The 24364-nt window shown below is 42.3% G+C and carries 18 protein-coding genes; 6 read left to right on the forward strand and 12 right to left on the reverse strand.

The annotated features are described in order from the left end of the window. Positions 1–116 precede the first annotated feature (116 nt). The 5 genes from AC2EXB_RS14035 to AC2EXB_RS14055 all read right to left on the reverse strand — a co-directional run bounded on the left by AC2EXB_RS14035 (position 117) and on the right by AC2EXB_RS14055 (position 7186). Complete coding sequence (locus AC2EXB_RS14035) at positions 117–1826, reverse strand: PrpR N-terminal domain-containing protein (protein ID WP_483602038.1); 1710 nt, start codon at positions 1824–1826, stop codon at positions 117–119. 194 nt (positions 1827–2020) lie between these two features. Then, positions 2021–2473, reverse strand: a complete 453-nt coding sequence (locus tag AC2EXB_RS14040) for a hypothetical protein (protein ID WP_483602039.1) — start codon at positions 2471–2473, stop codon at positions 2021–2023. Next, a complete protein-coding gene (locus tag AC2EXB_RS14045) occupies positions 2466–3296 on the reverse strand; it encodes a DUF3100 domain-containing protein (RefSeq protein ID WP_483602040.1) in 831 nt (276 codons plus the stop codon). The genes AC2EXB_RS14040 and AC2EXB_RS14045 overlap by 8 nt, the downstream gene beginning before the upstream one ends. Positions 3297–3481: 185 nt before the next feature. Further along, on the reverse strand, positions 3482–5137 hold the full coding sequence (locus AC2EXB_RS14050) for a sensor domain-containing protein (protein WP_483602041.1): 1656 nt from the start codon (positions 5135–5137) through the stop codon (positions 3482–3484). A 21-nt stretch (positions 5138–5158) separates the two neighbouring features. Next, positions 5159–7186, reverse strand: coding sequence for a sensor domain-containing protein (locus tag AC2EXB_RS14055; RefSeq protein WP_483602042.1), 2028 nt, complete (start codon positions 7184–7186; stop codon positions 5159–5161). 254 nt (positions 7187–7440) lie between these two features. On the opposite strand from AC2EXB_RS14055, the gene AC2EXB_RS14060 reads away from it, so the two are divergent. After that, a complete protein-coding gene (locus AC2EXB_RS14060) occupies positions 7441–8205 on the forward strand; it encodes an NRDE family protein (RefSeq protein WP_483602043.1) in 765 nt (254 codons plus the stop codon). A 68-nt stretch (positions 8206–8273) separates the two neighbouring features. Here the strand turns inward: AC2EXB_RS14060 and AC2EXB_RS14065 are convergent, their stop codons facing one another. Continuing rightward, positions 8274–8759 (reverse strand): SRPBCC family protein, encoded by a 486-nt coding sequence (locus AC2EXB_RS14065; RefSeq protein WP_483602044.1) that lies wholly within the window; start codon positions 8757–8759, stop codon positions 8274–8276. A 136-nt stretch (positions 8760–8895) separates the two neighbouring features. Here AC2EXB_RS14065 and uvsE point away from each other — a divergent pair, with 136 nt between their 5' ends. Beyond that, complete coding sequence (uvsE, locus tag AC2EXB_RS14070; protein WP_483602045.1) at positions 8896–9774, forward strand: UV DNA damage repair endonuclease UvsE; 879 nt, start codon at positions 8896–8898, stop codon at positions 9772–9774. 51 nt (positions 9775–9825) lie between these two features. Here the strand turns inward: uvsE and AC2EXB_RS14075 are convergent, their stop codons facing one another. Continuing rightward, positions 9826–10320: a sigma-70 family RNA polymerase sigma factor gene (locus tag AC2EXB_RS14075; protein ID WP_235196868.1), complete on the reverse strand. Its 495-nt coding sequence runs from the start codon at positions 10318–10320 to the stop codon at positions 9826–9828. 282 nt (positions 10321–10602) lie between these two features. Beyond that, positions 10603–11124 carry a GyrI-like domain-containing protein gene (locus AC2EXB_RS14080; RefSeq protein WP_483602046.1) on the reverse strand — a complete coding sequence of 174 codons (522 nt, stop codon included), beginning with the start codon at positions 11122–11124 and terminating at the stop codon, positions 10603–10605. Positions 11125–11362: 238 nt separating this feature from the next. On the opposite strand from AC2EXB_RS14080, the gene AC2EXB_RS14085 reads away from it, so the two are divergent. The 4 genes from AC2EXB_RS14085 to AC2EXB_RS14100 all read left to right on the forward strand — a co-directional run bounded on the left by AC2EXB_RS14085 (position 11363) and on the right by AC2EXB_RS14100 (position 20243). Next, entirely contained in the window at positions 11363–12181 is an 819-nt protein-coding gene (locus tag AC2EXB_RS14085; RefSeq protein ID WP_235196871.1) for a TetR/AcrR family transcriptional regulator, read from the forward strand. Positions 12182–12194: 13 nt separating this feature from the next. Then, complete coding sequence (locus tag AC2EXB_RS14090) at positions 12195–15374, forward strand: efflux RND transporter permease subunit (RefSeq protein ID WP_483602047.1); 3180 nt, start codon at positions 12195–12197, stop codon at positions 15372–15374. Between the two features lie 476 nt (positions 15375–15850). Continuing rightward, on the forward strand, positions 15851–16879 hold the full coding sequence (locus AC2EXB_RS14095) for a LysM peptidoglycan-binding domain-containing protein (RefSeq protein ID WP_483602048.1): 1029 nt from the start codon (positions 15851–15853) through the stop codon (positions 16877–16879). 160 nt (positions 16880–17039) lie between these two features. Beyond that, positions 17040–20243 (forward strand): hypothetical protein, encoded by a 3204-nt coding sequence (locus AC2EXB_RS14100; RefSeq protein WP_483602049.1) that lies wholly within the window; start codon positions 17040–17042, stop codon positions 20241–20243. A 40-nt stretch (positions 20244–20283) separates the two neighbouring features. Here AC2EXB_RS14100 and AC2EXB_RS14105 read toward each other — a convergent pair whose 3' ends face one another. The 4 genes from AC2EXB_RS14105 to AC2EXB_RS14120 form a co-directional block, all read right to left on the reverse strand. Then, the gene (locus AC2EXB_RS14105) at positions 20284–21693 is read right to left on the reverse strand and encodes a glycosyltransferase family 2 protein (RefSeq protein WP_483602050.1); all 1410 of its coding nucleotides are present in this window, start codon (positions 21691–21693) and stop codon (positions 20284–20286) included. Continuing rightward, the gene (locus AC2EXB_RS14110) at positions 21690–22742 is read right to left on the reverse strand and encodes a HEAT repeat domain-containing protein (RefSeq protein ID WP_483602051.1); all 1053 of its coding nucleotides are present in this window, start codon (positions 22740–22742) and stop codon (positions 21690–21692) included. Before AC2EXB_RS14110 ends, AC2EXB_RS14105 begins: the two co-directional genes overlap by 4 nt. A 183-nt stretch (positions 22743–22925) precedes the next feature. Continuing rightward, positions 22926–23630, reverse strand: coding sequence for a GDSL-type esterase/lipase family protein (locus AC2EXB_RS14115; protein WP_483602052.1), 705 nt, complete (start codon positions 23628–23630; stop codon positions 22926–22928). Positions 23631–23710: 80 nt separating this feature from the next. Continuing rightward, positions 23711–24268: a DUF4126 domain-containing protein gene (locus tag AC2EXB_RS14120; RefSeq protein WP_483602053.1), complete on the reverse strand. Its 558-nt coding sequence runs from the start codon at positions 24266–24268 to the stop codon at positions 23711–23713. Positions 24269–24364: the final 96 nt, after the last annotated feature.

Here is a 24364-nt window from a genome sequence, read left to right on the forward strand (position 1 = left end):
CTTTCATTTGTAACTATAAAAAGAATTGTATAATAAAGCAACAGTATTTATATAATATTTTTCCCATTTCATAAAATAGTTTAAAAATGCAACACTTTAGATAAAAAAACACAAACTCATTTATTGAGTTTGCGCCATAAAGTTGCCCGGTTTATTCCTAAACGTTGAGCAGTTTTAGTTTGATTGAAGTCTTCTTCTTTAAGAACCTGTTCAATAATTTGCTGTTCAATTTCTTTTAAGCTCTGGTTTCCATAGGAAATTTTCGGTTCTTTTGAAGAACTCGCGGAATGAAAAGGGATACTTAGCAAAGTCGTTTTTTCGATAACATAATCTTTCTCGACTAAGGCTAATTTTTTCACATACATTTTTAAATCCATCAAATTTCCTGGCCATTCGGTTTGCTTGAGTTGATCCATTGCATCTTCACGGACTTTTATCGCTTGTGTACCCAAGCTTTGATGGAATTCCAATAGAAATTGGCGAACCAAAAAAGGGATATCTTCTTTTCTTTCAGCTAAGGAAGGTAAAATAATCCGCATCGCATCGGATATTCCTGCTTCCATTAAGAATTCATTGCTGATTTTTGTACCAGCAAAAATAACCTGAACGTTTTTTTCCTGCGCCCATGAAACTGCAGAACGCACAGAAACTATCTGATCATCGGTAGTTTTGCTTTTCAACTCTATCAACAGTGTGGATGCTTCCTCTATGTCAAAACGTGGGGGGAAAGTTTCAAATTCTTCCAACGAAAGATGGATAATCGCTCCTCTTTTTTGATGGAAATGATGGAGGTACCGCACAATTTCTTTTTTTCCAGTTCCTATTTCCCCTTCTAGCAACAGGGCTTCTTTGGCCATGGCAGGCTCTTCAATCAGTTTTTTTATGCCTTTCATCGCTGGACTCTCGGTTACGAGAGAAGGAAGTAATGAAATATGCTCCAAATGCATCCCTGGAATAACCGCTTTATAATTTTCAGGATGTTTTAAAGCGTAGATAAACACATCGCCATCGCGGTCTTTCATTCGATCTGCTTGTATTTCAACTAACACTCCATTTTTATCAGCCATTTTAACAATAGTCTTTTCTTTCTCTAGAACTTGTTGATGAATTTCCTGTAGGTCAGCCGAAGAGAGAGGCGATTCGCTAAATGAAACCCAATTCTCAAATAGAACCCGTCCATCTTTTGAGAGAATCACTATATCCTGTTTTTTTATCTTCAAAAGGTTGCGCATCACTCGGAGTAATTGTTGGCTATCTTTTTGCGACTTAAATATTCTTTTCGCTTCTTGAAAAGATTCCAATATCGATTCTTTCCCCGATTGGAGCAGTAAGCCATTCATTCCTAGCTTTCCAGCCGCTTCAACGGTTACCACATCTCCAAGAACACTCTTGTAGCCCTCTTCTTTTAATTTTAGCAAGACCGCTTCTACTTCTGTCGCTTCTTTAAGCGTTACAACTTCCATTTCAATATCCAATAGACTCACGATAGAAGCTGCCCCTAAAGTAATATTCGAAAAACCGACTAAAGCTTTTTTTTCGTCTGAGTAGCCGTTGGCGAGCATAATTGAACGCAATAAATCATAACCCGATATGTGGACATCAATAACTGGTACAGATACAGCTTCGCGAACTAAGTTCGCTGTACCGCCACGGCTAATTAAAATATCGATTCCTTGCTTTTCCATGGCCAGCGCATAATTGACACCCGCTTCCAGATTCCCGACTTGCACAATGATATCAAAATCATCGTTGCCCTTATTTAATTCCTCAATTAGCGGAACCATCGCCACATATGGCGAAATAAATCCTAATCTGATTTTTCTCATTGCGGCAGCCTCCATTTTAAGAACTCTTTTGCCATTATATCAAGCTGTTGAAAACCAGCAATAAAAAACGAATAGAAAAAGCCATCCTGCTAAACAGGATGGCACAAGGTAAGGCACACATAACATAAAGTTAGTGTATCAAATCGTTTTAGGGGATTCAAGGTATAATTGTGTTTATTTTAAAAAATTTTCTGTCAAATTATTCCTTGCCATCTTAAAATTACCTCTGCAATTAATGCAGATCCTAAAAAGGTTCCGAGGAAGACAGCAAAAGCTACAAGTACACTTCGGAACCCAAGCTTCTTAAAATCTGCCCAGTTTGAACCGATAGATATTCCAGCATATGCTAGAATAGGCGTTGCTAACGCTAAGATGCTTATTTTCTCGGTCCATTCAACGAATAATGCCGATCCTGGAAACATAGGTAAAGATATAGCGATTGCTATCAACCCGATATAGCCGACTGCCGGGATATTTACAGGAAGAATTTTTTCAAGCACCAAGCCAACAACGCTGACAGCTACAAGCAAAAGCATCCCTGGCACCGCTTCCCATGGCAGGACATCAAAACCAAGCCAGTTGCCGAAAAGAGCCGATAATCCGAACACCATCAAAACGAGTATCCATTCAGTAATTGTTTTAAGCATTCGGCTTGCCCCCTTCTTCTTTTAAGCGGTCTTTTTTATTTTTTCTTCTTGTCATGATTTCATACAACTTCTCGGTCAACGGCAAGCCGATAAAGATACTGACGTATAATCCGGTAGATAGCGAAAGAAGATTGCTTGCACCCGCAAAGGCGACAATTTGATCCTCCATCTCCGGAAATGCAGCGATTAACGAACCGCTAGCAGCAGCCATCATACTGCCGCTCCCTACACCGGATGCCATTGCAAACGACAAAGGATGAAGCGGTGTAGCTGTAGCCAATAAACCAGATATTAAACCTAAAAAAGCTGCACCAAAAACGGTGCCGAAAATATAGATGGCCATAACACCGCGTCCCTCAGGCGACTCAAAACCAAATTTATTGACAATGAGCCCTACGTTTGGCTCACGTGCTATGGAATGTGTCATCCCCACAGCTTCCCTTTTAAATCCAAGCCATACCGCTAACGGCAAAGCTAGAAAGATCGTCCCTAAATTTCCAAGTTCCTGCAGCAGCAGTGCCGGCCCTGCTGCGATTATCGCTTCAATCTGCGGCCCGATTGTAAATCCGATTTTAGCAATCAGCAACGTAACCCCTAGCACAATAAGCGGTTCCGCGTTCTTGGAATTCTTTTCATTGATCATCGGTGTAAAATACAATCCTAATCCGAGGAAAAATGCATACAGCATGGGCAATAATAAAATGACTCCTGGCCCTACACTGATGCTGAACTGGCCGATAGCTTCCGTAATGCATACTAATATAAACACAACACCGTGCAGCCGCCAGTCTTTAAGCACAGTCAGTAAATCCTTTTTCTCCATATTCCCGCCTGCCTTCTCTATGTAATCGCGGTTTTTAAAAAACCACCTTCTTCTAGTCTAACTGTTTTTTCAGACAATTTATACTGAATTTTAATTTTTATTCTATTTTATTTATATTTATTCAAATCTTTTTTTCTTCTTATAAAGCTATTACGGAAACAAAAAACCGCTAAAAGCTTATGCTTTTAACGGTTTAGCTGAAAATTATTTTTTCCGGAGTTTTTCGCTTCGTATAATGCATGATCTGCATTTTTCAGGACATCAGAAGGATTGAAAGCCTCTGCAGAAGCAATGTGAATTCCAATACTCGTCGTAATCTTTAAATCAGTGTCCCATGCATTCCAGGATAATTCCATAGATTGGCGAATAAGCCGCGCTTTTTCCATAACCTCTTCAGGAGAAATCGGGCCTTTATAAAGAATGACAAACTCATCTCCACCGAGCCTTGCTGCTAAGTCACCTTCCCCAATGTTTCGGGTTAACCTTTGCGCAAATTCCTGGATGACCTGATCCCCAACTTCATGGCCCCATTCGTCATTAATTACTTTAAAATCATCGATGTCTAATATCATTACGGCAAATTCTTCATTTTGCTCAATTTTTCTAAACATGGCTTCTTTGAGCATCCTACGGTTTGGCAATCCGGTCAAAGAATCGTGGTAAGCGAAAAATTCAAGTTTGGACTCATACTCTTTTTGCTTCGAAATATCGCGCAAGATCAAGACTTTATGAATAAACTCCCCATCTTTATCGAATACTGGCGTACCCAATAGCTCTGACCAAACCCAGCCTCTTGTCTTATGTTGGACACGCAATTGCATTTTACAGAGCTTGCCGGTTAAAATCGATTCTGTAAGTTTTCTGTCTAACTCTTCATTGTCTTCTGGATGGATAAGCGAAAGAAGGGCTTGGGCTTCAATTTCTTCCCTAGTCGATCCGTACACATTTAAACACGAAGGGGAGATATACATAAATTGACCACGATTATTTAATAACACGATAACATCGTGCGCATTTTCCGCGATAATTTGAAAGAGATTTTCACTTTCAGCAAACTTTCCGGCCATTTTGTCGAGCTCAGTCATATCTTTCAAAATGGCATATATCCCCACTCTAGTGCCGCCGACAATAATCGGGACAAGTTTGAGCAAACAATTCACCTCATTGCCGGCGCTTGTTAAAAATCGGATGCGGCTATCTTCTAACGGCGTCGACAGTGCTTGTTCCAAGTAAAGCCGAAATCTTTCAGGATCATCTGCTGCTACATAATCCAGAAAACGGTTTCCCTTCAATTCGTCGATAACGAATCCAGTCAGTTTCGATGCTGTTTGGTTCCCTTCCAAGATCCGGCCTTCCAAATCGAGAGTAAACACAGCATCTGTATTATTTTCATAAAGTGAGCTGTACCTTGAACGGCTTTCTTCTAAATGCCTCCAAGTTTCACTGGCTTTCTGTTCTGCTTTTTTTTCTTTTGTCACGTCTTTTACAAATGCCGAGATATGCGTGCATTCCTGTTGACCATTTAAAAGTGGCGTCAAGGCAATTTGGTAAAAGTGAATTTCACCGGAACTCAATTTATACGCATCTTCGAATTCCATTTTTTCTCCACTTTCGACTACTTGTTGATAATGGCTTTCCAAGTATTCCCCCATTTCAGAAGAGTGCACTTCACGCATATTCTTTCCAATTGCACTTGCATCTAATCCGGTTTGTTTTATCGCTTCTTGATTAAAAAATTCATAAAAGAAATTCCCGCAGCCATCCACTTTTACGATGAACACCATCTCTTGTGTACTATCCATTAATACCCGTTCGATCAAAAGCTCCTCAGTTGCCCCCACAGCCTTGTTCCTCCCTAATCTTCATTCAATCGTAAATTGATACTGCTTGCGCAGATACTTCTCTTCAAAATTCTCTACCGTTAAAGGTTTATCAAAGTAATAACCTTGAAAATGGATGCAATCGTGTTTCTTTAAAAAAGCCACTTCCTCAACCCGTTCCACGCCTTCAGCGAGCAATTCGCATTCAATGCTTTTGGCTAAATGAATAAGTGATGTTAGCACCGCTTCCGACTTTTTGTCTTCACCTATTTTTTGAACAAAAAGTTTATCGAGTTTTATTTTATTGATTGGAAATTGAGTCAAATAAGCGATCATCGAAAAACCTGTACCAAAATCATCTATGGCGATGGAAATGCCTTTTGATTTGCAAAGCTGCAAGTTTTCCAAGGTACAGTCGGAGTAGGTCAATTCAGCCTGTTCTGTAATTTCAATTTCAATCAGTTCCGATTTTATTTCGTAGCGGTCAATCAATGCAAAGAAATCTTTGAAGAATTCCGGATTGGCGAGTAATGACGGCGTCATGTTAATCGCTGTCTTTAAGTTCCATCCAAAACGCAATTGCCAATCCTTCAATTGGGTAAAAACTTCGTTTAATAGATGCGTTGTCAACGCGACAATCGTCGAAGACTGTTCAGCGACTTGGATAAATTCCAAAGGCGACAGTTCCCCTAATTCCGGATGATTCCACCTGGAGAGAATTTCAACCCCAGTAATACTTCCGGTAACTCCATCAATTTGAGGCTGAAGCGTGAAATAATAGCCAAGGCCATTCAAATTTTCGAGCAGTCCTTTTTCAATTATAATTTTTCTTTCCCGTTCTGAATTCATTTCTTTCCGATAAAATTGGAAACTTGTTTCTTTTGTTTTTTTGGCTTCGAACATCGCCGTTTCAGCGAAGGAAAGCACTTCACCTAGATTTTTTGAATCATAAGGAAAACAGGCAATTCCGATACTGACTGTGATATTGACAGATTGTTGGTTTTCGAGCAGAAAAGGGTGCATGAAAATCTCTTTCAGTTTCTCCGCGAAATCCTCAAGTTTCTCTTTGCCTTGCGGCTGGCGAATCACTATAAATTCATCCCCGTCTAACCGTCCAACTTTGCAATTCGGTTCGGCCAATTCTTTTAATTTCGCAGCAACAGAAACAAGAACTTTATTGCCAGAATTGAAATTATGCATGGCGTTCACAATTTTTAAATTATCGAGATTAACAAAAAACAAAGTGAACTTTGTTCTGCTGTGGATTAAGGAATTCGCCAGTTCGGACATTGCTCTGCGATTCGGCAAACCGGTCAAAAAATCGGTATATGCATATTCCCAAAGCTTTTCTTCATTTATTTTTCGTTCATTGATATTCTGAAAATATAAAGCCATTCCTCCACTTGCCAATGGATAGGCGTTCAGACGGAACCAAGTCGTGAGCGGTGCATAATATTCTTCAAAATGAACAGTGGCTCCTTGATGGATGACTTTGTCAAACTCCTTCTGGAATTTCGAACCGACAGCTTCAGGAAATAAATTCCACCAGTTCATACCGACATTTTCTTCACGAGGGCATTTTAATACTTCTTCGCCATATGCATTCAGGTAATGGATCTTGTAATTCTCATCCAATAGCGCGAAACCTTCTGCCATATTTTCGAGCACATTTTCTGCGGTGACGGCCTGGATACTATGAAGGTTTACCAGCTTCAGTGAAATAACCGTTCCCTTTGAATTTTCATTCAGGGTTTTCATCGGACGTGCTTTGATCGAGAACCATTGCAATGAATTGTCTTTTAATATGACGGGTATCATATCTAAATATTCCTTTAGTTCTTTATCTATGACTTTTTGCAGCGTCCGTAATTCGTCTCCTTTCCCAAAGTCCTCGATAAAGGAAAAAAAGTTTCCGTTAGTCTTCCAGTATTTCTCGATTAATCCATGTTCTTTCCCAAACTCATTCCATCCTTCGATATTTCGAATAATCGAGCCGGTTTCATCAAGAATGAGAACGAGTTCTTCGTTAGGTTCAGTCAATTCCCTTAAGGTTTTTTTATCGTTCTCCATCTTTTAACACCGCCTTCATACATCTTGAAAAATCAAATATGTACTTTGTTAATAGTTATTATATACTAACTTTAAATAATTTATTGGATTATTTTTCCTATAATAAATAAAATTTCTTATACATTTCTACTTATCTATTCCCCAAAAACTTTTCACTAATCAATTACTTCCATTTTAATCTCACATTTTTCAAACTTCTTTTCTGTTTTCATTTTATTTCCTTCTATATAATGAATACAAAAGGAGTGAAGGCGATGTGCTTAATCAATTTTAGTTTTCATGCTCACCAGCGCTACAAACTGGTCATTGCCGCTAACCGCGATGAGTTTTATAAACGGCCAACAGAAAAAGCGCATTATTGGAACGATGAACCAGACATTTTGGCTGGCCGTGATCTCTTGCAGATGGGCACGTGGCTTGGCGTCACAAAAACGGGTAGAATTGCAGCCCTCACTAATTTCCGGGATCCTTCTATGCCAGAAGCGGGAAAATTATCACGAGGTGCCCTTGTCCGGGATTTTTTAACAACTGACGAAGCGCCCGAAGTTTTTTTCCATTCTTTAGCTGCCGAAGACTATACGGGATTTAACTTAATTGCTGGCACAGCGGATGAACTCTTCTACTACAACAATATCGATAAAAGGCTTTCTGCGATCCATAACGGCGTACACGGACTAAGCAATCACTTTTTAAATACTCCCTGGCCGAAAGTAATTAAAGGCAAAAATCAATTGGACCGGTATCTTTCAGAACACGAAGAGCTTGATTTAGGCCAGATTTTTGAACTGTTGGCGGATGCAGAACAAGCTGACGAAACAGATTTGCCCAATACAGGCGTTGGCTTGGAATTCGAAAAAATGCTCTCACCGATGTTCATTAAAACCGCTGACTACGGAACCCGCTCTTCAACCATCGTGGCTGTGGATGTGGAAAATAACCTTACCTTTGCAGAACGCGTCTATAAGGACGGGGTATTGAAAGAAGAACAAGTTTTCAATTTCAAGATCAGTAATCTCTAGCATTTAAAAAGGAGTTGTCCCAAATTACTTTTGGGACAACTCCTTACACATTCCCGCATTAAGTTTTCTTATCCTAAGGAACCGGTAAGGCTATCCAGCAGCCGCTGATACGCGGGGAGTTCTTTTTCCCATTCTTGTTCTCGGACTATTCCCTTCTCATCCAATTGCGCTTGGATTACATCGAGACACACATGCCAGCCGGCAAGGTCTTTTGCGGTGTGTGGCGTCAGTTGGCGAATCGTTTCGATTAAGATGAGTTGAGTTTTGCCTTCCAACGGCTGCACCTCAAAATGGACTTCATCTTCTCCCCACTCAAATCCCAGGATGCTTCCTTCATTATAATGCAAAATGGCCATTTCTTCATAAGATCCATTGCCGAAATCGAATCGAATGGCGCCTCCTTTCTTCAACTCCTGAATCGATAATTCGGGAAACCATTGCTTAATCTTTTGGTTGTCGACCAGCATTGGCCACACAGATTCTGGTGCATGCGACAATATGCGCGCAAATGTAGCTATATATCCATGCTCATCTTGAATAATTTCTGCTCTCATCCATTTTCCTCCTCGATTTAGATGCTTTATTATTCCTTACCCTTGTAGAAGAGATTTTCTCCAAAAGCCCTAAAGTTTTTTGAAGCCGATAAATGAAAGAAAATCTGGGTATACAGCGTTTAAGGAGTTGAATAATATGAGACTGGGTTATGCTTGTATGAATACTGAATTGAAAACCGTGTTCCGGACTTTGCGTGTTGCAACAGCGGAAGCTGAAGGCATCGCGAAGATTAAAGACTTAACATTGAAAAACATGCAGACGACTTTGGAGATTCTCCAATGGAATCTTGGACATGATATTTATTTCTACCGCGCTTCAAGTTCGATGATTCCGCTTTCCACCCACCCCATTAATGATTGGATTTGGTGGGAAGATCCTGATTTCCTATCGATTGCCGCTCAAATAAGAGAGATTGTAGAAACGCATGAGATGCGTGTTTCGATGCATCCTGGCCAATACACGGTCCTGAATTCCCCAAAGCCCGAAGTGGTGGAGAAATCCGTCCAGGATTTGGTGTATCACGACCGGCTTATTGCATTGTTAGGAGGCAATGACTTGATTGTCCATACAGGCGGTGCCTATGGAGACAAGGAGCAGGCAAAAATGAGATTCGCTGAAAACTATGCTTTATTGCCAGCTAGCATAAAACAGCGGCTCCGTTTAGAAAATGACGACAAAACATTTACTGTCCGCGATGTCCTGGATGTCAACAAATTATGCGGTGTCCCGATTTGCTTTGATATTCATCACCATAATTGCAATAACGACGGAAATCCAGTTGATTATGCTGAAATCTTGGCTACTTGGGAAGGCTTCGGCATTCCCAAAATCCATATCAGCACCGGCAAGGAAGGATTTACAGACCTGCGCCATCACAATATTGTCTCGAAAGAAGACTTTGACGAATTGCTGCTGCTTCTAAAAGGGACAGATGCGGACATCATGTTTGAAGCCAAGATGAAAGAACAAGCGGTCCTTCCTTTTATCGAACAATTAACGGGTAAAAAATCGTAAAAATTCCGGAGAAAACCTTCTCTGGAATTTTTCATGAACAGCCGAACATTTTTATCTAGACAATGTGATTTGATCTTGGTTGATGTTTTCTTTTAGCTTTTTTAAAACACGCTCCCTCCTTTTTTTCATGCCGGCTAGCGAGAGCCCTTCCCGAGCTGCAAGTCTCGTTAAGCTGTTTCCTTTAACGAAAAGTTCTTCCAATAGCCTTCTTTCTTCATTTTTTAAATAGAGGGCATCTATCCATTCCGGCAATTCATCTTCTTCTGATGAAACAGCTACGTCGTCAAATTCATGATTTTGCTGCACAAGATTTCGTTCAATGTATTTCGTCTCTTTTTTCAAATGATCAAGCATCGCGCCATGAATGGTCCGATAAGCAAATGTGGTGAAACTTCCTTTTGATTCGTCGTAGCGGATACTCGCTTGCCAAAGTGCAATTTTTCCTATCTGGCGAAAGCTTTCAAAATCTCGGTATATATGCAGTTTTCGAATGAGCGCGGTAATCATTGGTGCATATTGAACAGCTAATTCTTCGTATTCTTCCAAGTTCGAATCCTTCTGGATATCCTTTTGTATTCCCGGGTATTTCCAGAATAGCTGTTGATTTTTCCAGCAGCAAAATCGGATTTATGGCGTTAAAGCCTTCATATCGCTCTTCTCAACAACTCTAGAGCCCTGTACTGCCAAGCAAAACTTTTGTCCTTAGCCGATTCCAAGAAATTCCGAACAATTTTCTTTTCAATCAATTGGCAAATCAAACTCGAATCTCTTTAAAAAACACTGCATTGGAGATTGGGGACATCTTCCCATTCTTCCAATGCAGTGTTTTTAAGCGATTTCATCACGCAAAATCAAAAAGGATATTTCGATTTCCCATTTGGTTAAATCCGGCTCCGTTTCAGGATCCGTTAAATACTGTTCGAAGCGCCCGTTCCAAATTTCAATATCTCCTTCAAAGCGTTTATCAAAAGACAAACCTTCCTTTAGCGCCCATTTTTCCACTTCTAGCACGGAATCCCGGAGCCTATCTGGATGCCCTTTATGGATGGCTCGAACGTAAGACCCTTCAGGAATCGAACTGGCAATTACCCGTTCATCGCCAACCACCATCCTTTCTAATGGGACTCCGACTTCCAGATCAAATTCATTATTGTCCTCTTCCAGACACCAATACCGATAGAACGGCGCTCCTGCTGGCATTAAGTTTTTGTTTTCCAGCCACTGAAAGAGCTCCGGCACTAAAGCAGTGGTCCTACTCCACTCCTCCATTGCCGCTTTTACAGGGATTGCTGCATACGGCTGTTCAATTCTATATTCCACGCTTGGTCCAGATAATAAATACGATGCCATTTATAACCTTCCCTTCTTCGAATTACTTTTGATGGAATGCTGCTAAGTATTTGCTGTTTCCTTTCTATTTACCCCAATTTCCCGCGGCAAACGCACTGTCCGTTCAGCGCTTTTTCAAGACACAAAATAGACACACGATATGAGTCCCAATAAATTGACACAATTTTTTTCAAGCTTTATTCTAAAGCATGACCGAAGGGTTACTTAAAATGACCAATTGGTTTTAAGGAGGGGTGTTATGGACAAACGGCAGGAATTGATGAATCATGCTGTACATTTCTTTTCCATCAAAGGATTTCATCAAACATCTGTCCAGGAAATAGCGAAGGCGGCGGGAATCTCAAAAGGGGCTTTCTATAAGCACTTCGATTCGAAAGAAGGTATATTCGTAGAAATCCTCAAGCAATATCACGAAGATTTGACAAGAGATTTGAATAGCACCGACTTTGAGCCTGGCTTGACTAACCGTGAATTTTTCAAGAAAAAACTATTATTGGAGATCGAACGGACAGTTATGAACAAAGAATTCTTTTTAATGGTCTTCAAGGATTTTCCGGCAAATGATAATGAACTTATGCAAAATCTGCTGCAAGAACTTCGGATCGCGCAGCTAGTCTTACATAAATACAGTTTGCTTGAAGTCTACGGGAATAGAGCCGAACCTTTCATCTACGATCTTGTGACCATCTTTGAAGGGATTAAAAAGGAATATTATTTCTATTTGATTTTTGAGAACCGGCCTATCGACAAAGAGCTGCTGGCTGAATTCATCGTTTCAAGCCTCGATGCCATCGTCAACCACTCTGAGAAACTTAACCCTGTCCTTACCGACTTCACCTCTTCTATTTCTCCACTGGAAGAAGCTTTCAACCAATTGGAAGGACAGATCAAACAAACTTCTTCCAAAAGAGAAGAGCATCTCTCTGCTTTTCTCATGCTGAAAGAAGAAATGGGCAAAAAAGATTCCAAGTCATTTTTGATCGATGCCCTACTGGATTATTTAAGACAAGAAGAATCATTAGCAACCGAACTTTCAACTTTAGAGAAGTTCATTTGAAGGAGTGTATGGATTGAAGAAAATTATTGATTTTTCATTGAACAACAAGTTCGCTATTTGGATCTTGACGATCATGGTTGTTGTTGCCGGCCTTTATGCAGGCTTGACTATGAAACAAGAATCCATCCCAAGCATTACCCTTCCTGCCGTGACCGTCGTCACGACGTATCCAGGCGCAGCACCGGATGAAATAATGGAAGAGATTACAATTCCTATGGAACAGCGGATTCAAAACATGAGCGGTGTCGAACTGATGACATCCACTTCGCTTGCCAATGCTTCCACGATCCAAGTCCAATATGCTTTTGAAGTGGATATGGACGAAGCGACACGCGAATTGGAAGATGCTTTGTCACAGATTTCCATTCCGGAAGCTGCAAATGAACCGCAAGTATCACGCGTCAGCTTAGATGCTTTCCCGGTTCTTGCATTAAGCGTCAGTAAGCCTGGCAGTTCGTTAGAAGAATTGACTGCAGACGTAGAAGAACATGTCCTTCCAGCTATCGAAGGCATTGAAGGGCTATCCGAGGCGCAAGTTTCTGGGCAGCGCGTCCAGAAAGTGACGATGACTTTTGATAAAGCTGCTTTAGCGCAGTATGGATTGACGGAAGAAACGATCCAACAATTGATCCAAGGTTCGAATCTCACCTTCCCGTTAGGATTGACGAATTTCGATGGCGAATTGAAAAACTTGGTCATCGATGGCAATGTGACGACTGTTGAAGATTTGAAGAACCTTCAAATTCCAGCAGTCCCTCAATCGGCACAAGCACCTTCGGGTGATGCCGCTGGAGCTCCAGGAGCACCGGGAGCTGCGCCTGAGGCACCATCTCAACCGGCAGCACCTTCCACACCTGCTGCTGAAGTGCCTGCTGCAGCTGCAATCCCAACTGTAGCATTAAGTGATTTAGCGGAAATTGAAGTTGTCAGTGAAGCGGAATCCATTTCACGGACAAACGGCGAAGAGTCGATCGGCCTTTCGATTGTGAAATCTCCGGAGGCCAATACAGTGGAAGTTGTAAATGGCGTAAAAGACGTCATCACTGATTTGGAAAAAGACTTTGACTTAACCGTCGCCACCACATTTGACCAAGGGGAGCCGATTGAACAATCGGTTGAAACGATGCTGAGCAAAGCCCTATACGGCATTTTGTTTGCCGTTGTTATCATCTTGCTCTTCCTGCGCAGCTTTAAAACAACATTAATATCGATCATTTCGATTCCTCTATCTTTATTGATGGCGATTTTCTTATTGAATCAACTCGATATTACGTTAAACATTATGACACTCGGCGCTTTGACCGTCGCAATCGGACGTGTCATTGACGACTCGATCGTAGTCATTGAAAATATTTACCGCCGCATGGCATTGCCTGGCGAAAAATTACGCGGCAAAGAATTGATTCGTGAAGCAACACGCGAAATGTTCATTCCTATTTTCTCTTCTACTGTCGTAACGATTGCCGTATTCTTGCCGCTGGCGCTTGTTAACGGACAGATTGGTGAATTGTTCTTGCCATTTGCATTGGCAGTAGTCTTTGCACTTGCCGCATCTCTCCTCGTTGCAGTTACAATCGTGCCGATGATGGCCCACTTGATGTACGGCAAACAATTAAAAAACTTGGTTGCCAACAAATCAGTGACCAAAGAACACAAGCCTGGAAAAATGGCAGCTGGCTACAAACGTATTTTGGAATGGTCGTTGAACCATAAGATCATCACATTCGGCGGGGCTGCTGTGCTTCTCGCAGCGAGTCTTTTCTTAGTGCCGGTAATCGGTGTAAGTTTCTTGCCTGAGCAGGAACAGAAACTGGTAATGGCTACTTACAGCCCAGAACCTGGACAGACGCGTGAAGACGTTGAAGAAATTGCCCTTAACGCAGAAAGCGCAATCGGAGAACGCGATGGCGTCACTTCTTATCAATACTCGCTTGGCGGTGGAAATCCATTGACAGCGATGGGCGGCGGCGGAGATAATTCCGCGTTGTTCTATATTGAATACGATTCTGATTTTGAAGAATTCAGCGAAGAAAGCACAAACTTAATCGAAGAGTTGAACGAAAATACAGAAGCGGGCGAATGGAGCAGCCTCGACTTTGCCGCCATGGGTGCAACAGGACTTGAACTGTTCGTCTACGGCGATAATATCGAAGACATCCAATCCGCTATTGACCAAATCCAACCTATCATGGAAGAACATGATGAATTGGAAAACACAGAGTCCAGTTTGACTGAAGCTTACGATCAATTTACTTTAGTCGCAAATCAACAGGCGCTAAGTGAAAAAGGGCTGACTGCAGCTCAAATCGGCATGGCATTAAGCAACGTCGGTGAAGCACCAATCTTAACTACCGTAAAAAATGAAGACAAAGATATTAATGTTTATATCGAAACAGAAGAAACAACGTATGCAGGAATTGACGACGTGACGAACGTGCAAATTCCGACAGCACTTGGCACCACTGTTGCCGTTGGCGATGTAATGGAAGTCGAAGAAGGCAAATCGCCGGATACCATTAACCGCAGAGATGGCCAAATGTACGCTTCATTGACTGCAGATGTGCTTGGAAACAACGCAGCTGCCATCACTACTGAAATCGATGAAAAAGTGGCGGACCTTGATTTGCCTTCTGGCGTTTCAATTGACCACGGCGGCGTTACCGAACAAATCAATGAATCATTCAGCCAGCTTGGCTTAGCAATGCTTGCTGCGATTGCCATAGTCTACTTCGTTCTTGTCGTAACATTCGGCGGAGCACTTGCTCCATTCTCAATCTTGTTCTCGCTGCCTTTCACAGTTATTGGTGTATTGGTCGCGCTATGGATTACAGGAGAGTCGTTGAGTGTCAACGCATTGATCGGTGTCCTGATGCTGATCGGCATCGTAGTGACGAACGCAATTGTCTTGATTGACCGTGTTATCCACATGGAAAAAGTCGGACTTACGACACGCGAAGCGCTTCTTGAAGGCGGCGTAACACGTCTTCGTCCGATCTTGATGACGGCCCTAGCAACCATTGGCGCATTGATTCCACTGGCTATCGGCGCTGAAGGCGACGGCGGTGGATTGATATCCAAAGGACTTGGCATCACTGTAATCGGCGGACTCGTCAGCTCCACTTTATTGACTTTGGTTATTGTACCAATTGTCTATGAAGTGACAGCGAAATTCCGTAAAAAGCAAGTCGATTAAACGAACTAGCTTAGCCCCTTTCTTATGAAAGGGGCTATTTTTTTTAAAAAAACGTGGACGAATAAAGGCGAAAGCACCTCGTTGCGAAGTTTTCGCACCTCAGACCATTTTTTCCGCACCTCGCATCCAAGTTTTCGCACCTCAACACGTAAACTTCGCACCTCACACACAAAAAACATCGAAAAGTCCGCTGAACTAAAAAATTTAGCAGGCATTCTCTTTCTTCTTCCATGATGACAACCTTTTCCATCAATCATGGTGTGTTCTGTTCAATTAAACTCCGAAAAAATAACTAGTACTTTTTAAATATTTTTTTATAAGATAGATAAATAAATGATATTTTATTGATCAAAAATGATATAATATAATCATAAAATAGAACAAAATGATATTTTAAGTTATTACTAAAATTATTCATTCCAAACTTATACATACGCATTCAACTAAAATGCGTTATGAAAAAAGGGGTGGACAATGTGAAAAGCAAACTTCTCAAAATTGCCGCAGCCTTCTTATTAATTCTTTTTACCGCCCTCTCATTCTCACCATCTGCTGAAGCAGCCAGTTCTAAGTTCATTTCAAAAGCCACTACCTCAAGCAAAGTTGTCGCGTTGACGTTTGATGATGGATCCGACGGCACCAATATCCAAAAAATCCTCAATACCTTGTCGGCGAATAAAATCAAAGCGACATTCTTTCTGACGGGATCCGGTGCAAATAATCATCCACAAGCTATCAAAAATATTGCAGCGGGCGGCCATCAACTTGCCAACCATTCCTATTCTCATCCCGACTTCACAAAACTGACTGCGTCTCAAATAAAAGCTGAACTGGACAAAACAGAAGCTGCTGTCAAAAAGATCACGGGCAAATCCACGAAGCCTTTGTTCCGTGCACCGTTTGGAGCTTCGAACGCAGCCGTCTTAGCGGCAGTTGGAAATGCCGGATACACCCATACAATTCAATGGAATATTGATACTTTGGATTGGAAAGGCGTATCCTCTACAGCCATCACCAATAAAGTCGTCAATAATATCGTGCCGGGTTCCATCGTCTTAATGCACACGGGCGTTGGGGCATCCGGAACTCCGGGTGCGCTTCAAGGCATCATCACCAAATTGAAAGCAAAAGGCTATTCTTTTGTGACAGTCTCTCAATTGCTGAAACTGCCTTCCGCCCCTCCACCTGCTGCCGGCAATAAGTATACGGTCAAAGCGGGAGATACGCTTTACAGCATCGCGAAACGTTACAATGTCACAGTAAATGCTTTGGCTTCCGCCAATAAGATATCAAGCCCATATATCATCCGGGTCGGCCAAGTATTGATCATCCCAGGCAAGGCTGCATCTCCTGTTGCTTCGGTGAAATATACCGTCAAAGCTGGAGACACGCTTTATAGTATTGCGAGAAAATATAATTCAACTGTAGCTAAAATTGCCGCAGCCAATAAAATCCCAAGCCCTTACCTTATAAAAGTGGGACAAGTCTTGACGATCCCGAGATAATTTTTTGACAAGCAGCCATTTCCACTGGCTGCTTTTTTGTTTGAATCTTTTTCCTCTTCGTTTTGAAAATCACCTCTTTCAGCCTAAGTAAAATACAATAATTCCAATATAATATACGCTATAATTGAAGCTGGATTCAATATTGCAGAAGAAAAGAGGAATGCCGGTGCGAAAAATTCTATTTTCCATCTTTGGGCTCATCATTATAGTAGCGTTACCTTTGGCTTTCTGGTTTTTACAAGAAAAAGAAAATTTGCAAGTCGCCATTATCGACAAAACGGTGCCTAACGAATCCTACCGTGAACACCACGGTTTGACATGGCTCTTAAATCATATGGGCTATTTGAAAAATGATGATTCAGCTTATCAAGCCGGTGTAGACTATTTTGGCTTTAAGCCGGATGAACAAAACGAATCCTATGAGTTAAATGAAATTCCGGAGGATTTCGGCGAAACGGATTTTATTTATTTAGCCGATACTTACGGAGTCTACCAAGAAGATCTGGCTTGGAATGAACAAAGCCAGGAAGCAGAAAATGCTCCTTCATTGGTCTATGGAGGACTCGAAATGGCCGAATGGCAAAGCATCCAAAATCAGGTTGATGCTGGAGACAGCGACCTTGTGGTGGAATTTAACACGCTCGCCTCCCCCACTTCCACGGAAGTCAGGGACACGGCAGCAGATTATTTAGGGATTCAGCCGACTGGCTGGAGCGGCCGGAAATTCAATGAATTGGATGAACAGCAAGAGGAAGTTCCGAAATGGGTCGTTTCGCGTTTTGAAGAAACGGGAAATAGCTGGGATTTTGCGGGCGCCGGTTTTGTCTTGGCAAATGACCTGTCTGGTGAAATCCTCGTACTCTCTGAACAGGAAGGGCTGATTGGCGCTGATGGGATTCAACTGGATTTCACTGAAGCCGGGCAAGAGCTGTTTTCAATGGAGGATTCTCCTGAATTCACTTATTGGTTTGATATCAATGAAGCAGCTGAAAGCAGCATCTTAGCCAATTACAAATGGGACCTTTCGGAAAAAGGAAAAGCATTATTAGCTGAAAATGGAATTCCTTCATCTTTCCCAGCTATCGTCCATCAGCAAAAAAATACGGCAGAGACGTTTTATTTTGCTGGAGATTTTGTGGACATTGCAGAAGTTCCGAGCTTTTATCAATTTGCCGGATTTGCGAAAGTGCGGTCTTGGCTATCGTTTGAAAGCATCTCTGGAGATACGAGCTTCTTTTGGAAAACTTACGCTCCGATGATGAAGAAAATTCTCGAAAACACCGCTTCCCCTGAAACGGTTGCCGCAGCTCCGGAATTGGCAAGCGATGAAGGGATCGCTTATTCTGCCCGGGTCAATGGCCAGGATTTCCAAGTCTATGAAAACGGCGAATGGGAGAACTTCACTGTCAAAGGGGTTAACATGGGGATGGCAAAACCGGGAACTTTCCCAGGGGAAGCAGCAATTACCCGGGAAGAATACGATCGCTGGTTTAAACAGATCGGTGAAATGAATGCCAACGCTATCCGGGTATACACATTGCATCCACCCGCTTTCTATCAAGCTTTGAAAGCCTATAACGAGCGAGCAGACAAGCCAATTTATGTGTACCATGGCATCTGGATTGACGAAGAGCCGCTAGCTGAGAAACTTGATGCTTTCGATCCGGAAATCACGGAAAGGTTCCAAGCGGAAATTCGGACATTGGTTGATGTCGTCCACGGCAGCGCAGAAGTGGAACCCCGTCCCGGCCATGCTGCCGGAACATACGATGCGGATATTTCGCCTTACGTCATCGGCTGGATTGCCGGCATCGAGTGGGATCCAGTTATGGTAGATCAAATGATGAACAAGTATTCAGATCTCGGTGAGTTTGAAGGAAAGCATGTTTATACAGAAGGCGCCAGCCCGATGGAAAATTGGATTGCGCAGCAGCTGGACATGCTCGCTTCATACGAATTGGACAATTATCAGAGCATGCGCCCCTTAAGTTTTACGAATTGGGTGACTACGGATAATTTAGAGCAGCCTTCAGAGCCAAGTGAAAAAGAAGATATTGCAGAAATCGATCCCAATCACATTAAATTGGCAGGACAAACTGAAAATGTCGGGATGTTTGCTTCTTATCATATCTACCCTTACTATCCTGACTTCTTGAATTTAGAGGAAAAATATACGGAGTTTATTGATCATCGCGGCGAGAAAAACAACTACGCCGGCTATTTGAAAGACTTAAACGACTCGCATGAAATGCCAATATTAGTAGCCGAATTCGGTGTGCCCGCTTCCCGCGGAAAAACGCATGAAAATCCATCCGGCTGGAACCAAGGTTTCATTTCCGAGAAACAGCAAGGTGAAATCGCCCAGCATCTCTATGAAGATATCTTGCATGAAGGCATGCTTGGTGGGCTTGTATTTACCTGGCAGGATGAGTGGTTTAAACGGACATGGAATACGATGGACTACGACAACCCGGATCAGCGCCCATTCTGGTCAAACGCCCAAACAAACGAGCAGCAATTCGGCATCTTGAGTTTTGACCGGCATAAAGTGAAAGTAAACGGCGTGGATGACTGGGAAGCGGGGGAAACACTTTACGAGAAAAATGAAGGAGCGATGCAGTCGATCGAAATGGACCACGACGAACGCTACCTTTACATTAAAACCACTTTTGATGAAAGCCGCAGGGATTGGTGGAATCAGCAGCAATTCCACTTGTATTTCAATATTCGCGACGGCAAAGGGATTCCGGTAGAAACTGGTGCTGCTGCACCATTCAATGCTGATTTCCATTTGCAGATTGACGGTAAGGAATCCGCCCATCTATTAGTTGCAGGAGATTACGATTCGTTCTACTACGATTATGCAGAGAGGCTTGAAATGATTCCGGAATCGAAAGAAGACATTTCGACCGTCTTCCATCCGATCCGCCTTGCTTTGAGCAAAGAAATTACACGCCCCGATACCGGGGAAGTCTTCCCGTTCTCTTCCTATGAAACTGGCGTGCTGCAATTCGGAATTGCCGATCCGGATAGTGAAGACTACGACTCACTGAACGATTATTACTATTCGGAAGAAACGGGTATACTGGAAATCCGAATTCCATGGATGCTGCTCAACGCCAAAGATCCGGGCCGAAAGGAATTTGCGGGTGATTTCTGGAAAGAAGGCCTTGAATCTTCCATTACCACAGAACGAATCGCAGTTGCAGCAACATTGACCGATCAGGATGAGAAAATCGTTGATTCATTTGCTGGCAAAAATCCTGCGGAGTACACGTGGAAAACTTGGGAGCTTCCTGAAACAAATGAACGCTTAAAACAATCCTATTACATCCTCCAAGAATTCTTTGGAAAGATTGAATGAAAAAAGGAGTTGTCCCAACTATAATTGGGACAACTCCTTTTTAGGTAGGCGTATCGTCTGAGAAAACGCCTTTTCGTTCCATGTCTCCCCATGCGTGCTTTTTGCGGAGCGAATAAACCAAGCCTTGCACGCGCCAGAAGTTGGCCAAAATCCGGTACCAGAATATTTCTGTCAGTGCATAGATGTATAAAATGAAAATGCTTTTGACATCCGGATATTTATGGTAGGTCCATTCTTCTAGCAGCACGGCAAGAGCTGATAAAAGGGAGCCGTATAAAATCATGACGAGAAGCATCACTAACGCAATCTCGGTATCAACAAATGAAAACAGCAGTCCGCTGATAATGATGCCATAGCCAATGACTTCAAAAACGGCACTCAACAGCTCGATGAACAAATAATAAGGCATGGAAAACATGCCGATGCCTTTATATTTCGGATTGAACAGCATCTTCCGGTGGATCCAAATCGTTTCCGCTAATCCACGCTGCCAGCGGATGCGCTGTGCCCGCAAGGAAGCGATTGTGCTCGGTGCTTCTGTCCAGCAAACCGGATCTTGGATATATTCGATGCGCTGATCGGATTTCTCCTCTTTGATTGAGCGATGGATCCGGACGATCAATTCCATATCTTCGCCGACCGTTTTCGTATTATAGCCGCCGACTTTAATAACGCGGCTTTTCTCGAAAACGCCGAATGCTCCAGAAATGATCAGTAAAATATTCGCGCGGCTAAAACCTAGGCGGCCAATCAAAAAGGCCCGGAAATATTCAACGATCTGCATCACTTCCAACGGCCGTTTCGGCAATTTGATTTCTGTGACTTCGCCTTTTACGATTTTACAGCCGTTGGCAATCCGGACCGTTCCACCCGTTGCAGTTACTTTGCCGCTTGAATCAATGATTGGCTTCATGGTCTTTAATAAGGCGTCTTTTTCCAAAATGGAGTCGCCATCAATCGCAGCAAAATAAGGGTATTGGGAGAAATTTACCCCAGCATTCAATGCATCAGCTTTTCCCCCATTCTCTTTTTCGATCAAATAGAGATTCGGATGCAATTGGGATTGATAAGCAGCCTTTAGTTTGCCTGTCTTAAAATAGCTTCTCGCGGCCAATTCGATTCGCTTCATTTTAAAGACATCCACTAACTTTTCACTCGTTTTATCTGTCGAACCATCATTGACCACGATGATTTCATATTGTGGGTAGTTTAACGCCAGCAGAGACCGAACGGTGCTCGCCACTCCCGCTTCCTCGTTATAGGCTGGAACCAAAACAGAGATCGGATAGGTGTCTTTATTGATCATGATTTCTTCAATTTGCTCTGTCCGGTTCAATTTTTTCTCCCGGTTGATTTTCGGGCCGGCTACCATAAAAAGTACGAGATAGATACTGCCGGCTGCCAACATGTAAATAATGATGCCGAAGGATATTAGTTCAACCGCATTCATCGGTTTCCTCCCCCTTTCTTTGTCAGCATATGTCTTGCAACATCACGGGCGTAGGCATCTTCACTGGTTGAAGCAATTTCATGCAGCAAGGCATTGCCATCTTCAAACTCCTGGAGATTATCTGCCGCTGAAAAACGCACCCACCAAACAGGATCCTTGAATAAGTGGATAAGCTGTTCTTTATAATCGATCAATTTGCAAGCTCCCGCCAATTTTGCCGCATACATGCGCTCTTCCCAAAAGATGGAGATGAAGAACGCCGATAACTTTTGGGGTTCTGAAATTTTGCCGTAATGCGTCAAACTCTTCATCGCTTTGATCCGCACTTCTTTTCGTTCGTCCGTCATCATTTTTTCAACAAACGGGAAAAAGCGCTCACTTTTCCGTTCGCCGTTTAGCATAATAAATGCATATAGAAGGTTTTCAGGTGCATCATCTTTCATAAACATCCTGGCCATGATTCTTTGATGAAGTTCTTCGTCCATTCTCATCAATAATTCTTTGGAAAACCCGATCGATAAATTCGATTGTTCGAACAACACATCCACTACTTTTGGTTCCTGCAAGATGGCTGCCGCCCGAAGACATTGCCAATATTCATCGTCCTGTTTTTCCAAACTCTTGAAATGCATAAATACATCTTCTTTTAAAGATGCCATCCGAAAATCTTCGATGAAATAAAGTGAATTAATCCGCTCAGCCCAACCGCCACTTTTCAGGACTGATTTATAGCGCGGTGCCAGATGGCGTTCTGCCAATGCCGTAATCCGTTTTCGCTCCTCTTGAGCTTTATAAGTCTCTTGAAAATCGATGAGCATTTCTTCCATGACAGATTGCCGGATGGATTTGTTTGAAGGAAGTTGAGGTTCGACCCATTTTTGTTCGGGAACTTCGATAAACTTGCTGTAAATCGGCATGACTTGGCTTTTAACCCATGCTATTTTCATTTGCCTTTTAAGTGCTTTCTGTTTACCGAAAATTAAAACGGCCAATAATATCAACTGTACCGCCAGCAATCCCATAACTACCCAGAGGAATGTCTGTACCATTCTCATACGCCCCTTCCATAAACACGGCTCATACCTTTTCATACCCTATTTTTTCTAAAATAAGTTAATTAATTTTGATGAATTGTAAATATCAAACAACAGCAAAGTTAATCTTACAATAACTACAGCTAGAAAAAACAGATGAAAAAAGCCCCCTATTGGTTATAATAGGAGGCTTTGCATTTAATTCTCTAAACTTTTTATCCATCTATCGTAACCGATCCCTTTTAAATGGATGCCGTCAATTGTGATTTCCTTTTCCAACTGCCCATTTGCTTCTTCAAATTCCGGTTGTAAATCAACATAATCAATCTCATATTCGCTAGCCAAACTTTCAAGAATTTGATTGAATTCATCGACTGTCTCATTGGACAATTCATTATTGAATTCTTTGTTGTTAATCGGCAAAATCGATTGCAGTACGAGGCGGGTTTTTGACAGATTAAACGATTCGATGATTTTGCGCATATTCTTTTCATAAGCGGCTGAACTTGCATCTGCCCCTATATCATTAATGCCGATCATTATGTATACTTCTTCCGGGTTTCGATCCACGACTTCAGTGATCCGGTTCAAGACGCCTGTTGAGGTATCTTCTGCGATTCCTCTGTTCAATACGATCTCTTTTGGATAGTACTCCTGAAATTCTCCATGGTCGGTGATGCTGTCACCTAGAAAAATTTTATCCGGCGCCTCCGTATCCAGAGATTCAAAAATCGCTTTTTTCTGCAGATAATAATCCGGAAATTTTTGATCCGAAGCCAGTGAATCCCATTGTTCTTTGATGAAACCGATTCCACCTTGTTTGGCAAGGATAAATCCCGCAATTCCGATAAAGGCAAGATTCAACGCCACGGATATACCTAAAAACACTTTAAACTTCTTCATGTTGTCCACTTCCTGTTTCTCTAGTTGCTTTTCTTCGCACAATAGAAAGTATTTCCTTCTTAGCCAGGCTTTAAACCCGGCTAAGCAGCTCTTGGCCTTGAAAAGAAGCGGCGATAAAGTTTCAGGAAGATGACGGCAAGCACAATCAAGAAGACAATCGCTAAAATAGGCATGATAAATATCAAAATTGGTACAGTTGTCGCCGTTGCATCTTCAATTCCCGCTACCACCGGACTCATCAGCACAGTTTCACTTGCTCCTTTGACGGATGCCACTGCAGCATGTGAAGCGCTGGCAATGCCCCCGCCTCCAATAATGGCGATGCTCCATTCCAAAAATGGACTCATATCCCCGATAAATGATGCCGTCAATAAAATTCCTGCAAGTGCTGCGAGAGGCGTCTCCAATACTTTCATGAATGAGCCGACGGCCGGAATGTAATTGACCGACACTTCCAGAACCGTCGCTACGGCAAATGCGATCAGTGCCGGAGTACTTCCGATCCAACTAAACCCTTCTGAAAGCGATATCCAATCAGCCCGCACGAATATGCCGGTAATCAATAGGGGCGTAAAAACCCGGAAACCTGTAGTGGCACTTAAAGCCAATCCGATGCAAACTGCAAGTATCGTCTCCATCCTAATCCTCCATCCTTTGAAACGCTTTGTTCTTACTATACCTGAAAAGCGTCTCTTCAAACTTTTGCTTGGAACAACTCGTAAGAACAAGTAAAA

It is taken from the genome of Planococcus alkaliphilus, assembly GCF_057031095.1.